The sequence below is a fragment of the Streptomyces sp. S6 genome, from assembly GCF_054880855.1.
Genome location: NZ_JBTYMC010000501.1, coordinates 1 through 3,124, shown reverse-complemented (window position 1 = coordinate 3,124; position 3,124 = coordinate 1). Strand labels below are relative to the sequence as shown.

At 73.3% G+C, this 3,124-nt stretch carries 4 protein-coding genes and 1 pseudogene; 2 read left to right on the top strand and 3 right to left on the bottom strand.

The window, feature by feature from the left end; translation table 11 throughout:
• Both ACVNF4_RS34335 and ACVNF4_RS34330 read left to right on the top strand, forming a co-directional pair.
• Positions 1 to 459, top strand: a 459-nt coding sequence (locus ACVNF4_RS34335) for a peptidoglycan-binding domain-containing protein (protein WP_461806782.1), incomplete at its 5' end; no start/stop codon positions are given.
• 92 nt (positions 460 to 551) lie between these two features.
• On the top strand, positions 552 to 677 hold the full coding sequence (locus tag ACVNF4_RS34330; RefSeq protein ID WP_461806781.1) for a hypothetical protein: 126 nt from the start codon (positions 552 to 554) through the stop codon (positions 675 to 677).
• On the opposite strand, the gene ACVNF4_RS34325 is transcribed toward ACVNF4_RS34330, so the two are convergent.
• The 3 genes and pseudogenes from ACVNF4_RS34325 to ACVNF4_RS34315 all read right to left on the bottom strand — a co-directional run.
• Positions 653 to 1,033 carry a hypothetical protein gene (locus ACVNF4_RS34325; RefSeq protein WP_461806780.1) on the bottom strand — a complete coding sequence of 127 codons (381 nt, stop codon included), beginning with the start codon at positions 1,031 to 1,033 and terminating at the stop codon, positions 653 to 655. The genes ACVNF4_RS34330 and ACVNF4_RS34325 overlap by 25 nt on opposite strands.
• A gap of 135 nt (positions 1,034 to 1,168) precedes the next feature.
• The gene (locus tag ACVNF4_RS34320; protein WP_461806779.1) at positions 1,169 to 2,107 is read right to left on the bottom strand and encodes a MurR/RpiR family transcriptional regulator; all 939 of its coding nucleotides are present in this window, start codon (positions 2,105 to 2,107) and stop codon (positions 1,169 to 1,171) included.
• Positions 2,108 to 2,137: 30 nt separating this feature from the next.
• Positions 2,138 to 3,124, bottom strand: a pseudogene (locus ACVNF4_RS34315) (phospholipid carrier-dependent glycosyltransferase); the annotation flags it as partial.

Below are 3,124 nucleotides of genomic sequence, written 5' to 3'. Positions count from 1 at the left end.
CCGCCCCCGCCCGAGCCGGCCACCGGCAGGGGGGTGCGCCGCGCGGCCGGTGTCATCGCGATCTCGGCCGCCGCCCTGGTCGGTTTCGCCGCCGCGATCCTGTTCCTGCCGGGCCGCCAGAACGACGCGGCGGCGGCCCAGCCCCCGGTCGTCGGCGCCCCGGTCGAGCAGAGCCAGGCACCGGACCCCACACCCACCCCGACCCCGAGCGCACCCGCCCAGGACCCCGACGGCGCCGGTGTCCTGCGCGAGGGTGCGAGCGGCAAGGAGGTCGTGGGCCTCCAGGAGCGCCTGCGCCGGATCCCGAACGTGTACGACCACGGCTCCACGAACGGCGAGTACGACGCGACACTCACCGAGGCCGTGGCGCGCTTCCAGCTCTGGTACGGCATCCGGGGCGACGAGTCCGGGGTGTACGGCGACAACACGCGCCACGATCTGGAGGCGCGGACCTCGTGACCCCCGGGACGCGATAACTGTGTCCCATGTCACAATGTGCGGTGGGTCGGTGGGCGTTCGGCACCCCGGCCCACCGAGCCGAAAGCCGTGCCATGAGCCTCTCGCGTCTCCTGGGCCTCGCGCTGCCCGTGATCTTCCTGGTGGCCCTGTCCACGGGGCTGGCCTGGTACTGGCGCGAGTCCCGCAGGGAACGTCAGCGGCGCAGGGACGGCGACTGAGCCGCCAGGGCCTGGGCCACCGCCCGCACGCCACGCGCCAGGTGCTGGAGCTGCGTCAGTTCGGCGGCGTACATCTTGATCGTGTGCTCGATCGCCGCCTCGTGCAGACCGAGGGCCGGCAGGTCGGCGCGGGCGGTCTGGAGGGCCGTGCGGGCGACCCGCACCTCCTGCTGCACCTGGAGGTGCGCGTGCCGGGCGAGCAGGACGGGGTGGCGCAGGAGCGCCGGGTAGCCGGCGTAGCGGGCGGGGACCAGCTCGCGCAGCCATTTGACGGCGGAACGCTCCCAGTCGTAACTGCCGGGCGTTTTGACGTGGCGGGGCCAGTCCGGGCTGAGGCGCGGCGTCGTGAGACTCATGAGCGTGGCTTCCGATGTGCGGCGGTGCGACCGTCAGCAGTATTTATATATGCGGTCGCCTTGGCAAGGAGTATGGAAACATTCACGCATTCTCGTGGTGATCCCCACACGCCGGCCACCTGCCCGTAAAGCGGATCAGTCAGGCAGGAAGAACCGGTGCCGCTCCGCCACCTGCTCGTACTCCTCCAGCCGCGCCTGCGTCCGCTCGGGACCCGCGTCCGTCATCGCCTGGAGCAGCGCCGCCGCCATCACGCCCGGCGCCGCGTACGAGTCGAACACCAGCCGTGAGCCGGTGCCCGTCGCGAACGTCACGTCCGCCTCGTCGGCGATCGGCCCGAGCGCCAGGTCCGTGATCAGCGCGACCTTCAGCCCCGCCCCGCGCGCCACACGCACCGCCGTCAGCGTCTCCTGTGCGTGCCGGGGCATCGAGAACGCCAGCACCCACGTCCCGCCCGCCTCCCGGGACTGGAGCAGCGCGTCGTAGGCGACGCTCCCGCCGCGCGTCACCGGCCGGACGTCCGGGTGGACCCGGCGGGCCGCGTACGCGAAGTACTCCGCTAGGGACGCCGAGATCCTGAAGCCGAGGACCGTCAGCGGCGTGGACCCCGACAGCGCCCGCCCCACCTCGATGACCTGGTCCGGGTCGGCGAAGTCGCGGCGCAGGTCCTCCAGGTTGCGGATCTCCGCGTCCACCGCCGCCTGGAGTTCGTTGCCCCGGTTCACCTCGGCCGCCGGGCCGCGCGCGCCGAGGGCCAGCGTCTGGAGCCGCTCCCGCAGCGCCGGGTAGCCGCTGAAGCCGACGGCCGCCGCGAACCGGGTCACCGAGGGCTGGCTCACCCCGACGCGCTCCGCGAGGTCCGTGATCGACAGGAGGGACGCCTCGGTGAGGTGCTCGATCAGGTACTGGGCGATGCGCCGCTGGCCGGGGGAGAGGTGCGGGCCGTCGAACAGGGCGCGCAGCTGGGAGGCCGGAGAGAGTTCCGTCTCGGGGACGGCCTTGCCCGAGGTGATCGCGGACGCCTGGGCGCGTGCCTGCTGCGGTGAGGGACCGGGCCCTCCTCCTTTGTCTCCCACGGCCTCAACATAGCCCACTTCATGATCGGTTCACCGCCGGTAGACGGTGATCGAGTGCCCCACCTCGGCCACCGCCCGGCTGGTCCGCAGCAGCTCCGCCAGTCGCCCCCGCGCCTTGGCCGCCGCCGAGTCCGACACGACCAGCAGCCCCCGCACCCGCGCCTCGGGCACCGTCAGCGGATCACGCCCCCGCACGCCGTAGTACGCCGGCACCCCGGCCCCCTTGTACACCAGCCACACCGGCGCACCCCCGTACCGCTCGGCGAGCCGCCCGAGATCCTGCCCCCAGTCGACGTTGGAGTCGTGCAGCCGGAGATGCGTACGGGCCGGGCCGCCGAAGGCCTCGTTGGAGTAGGGGAGGTAGTAGGGGAAGGTCCGCACGGAGCTGACGGCGACGAAGGCGACCAGCGCGCAGGTGACCCACACTCTCCGCAACGCCAGAGCGCATCCCGCCGCCACCGCCAGGAACATCGGCATGAACACCGCGTACCGCGTCCCCAGATCCCGTGTCCCCGTCATCGCCGAGGCCAGCAGCACCCCGGCCGGCAGGAGGACGAACACCGCCGCGCGCCGCAGCCGAGGCACCGCCAGCATGGCCACGGCCCCGGCGGCCCACAGGGCGAGCATCCCGAGCGGGGTCTTCACGAGCAGCGCGGCGGGCAGGTAGTACCAGCGGGCCCCGCTGTAGACGTGCCCGAACAGGTACCCCTCCCAGTGCTGGTTCTCGAACCGGAACTGCACCCGCATCCCGTCCCGGTACGACGCGGGCACCGGCAGCAGCCGCACCACCAGGCCCCGGATCCCCCGCAGCCGGGGAACCGAGCCCGGCGCCGGACTCCACCGCAGCCGGGGGTCCACGGCGAGATACGACACCCACACCACGGCGAACGCGCTCACCGCGACCCCGGCGGCACCCAGCAGAGCGTCCCGGCGTCCCGTCCGCCACAGCGCCACCGCCGCGAGCCCCGCGAACACCGGCACGGCGGGCAGCGTGCTCATCTTGGTGGCCAGCGCGGC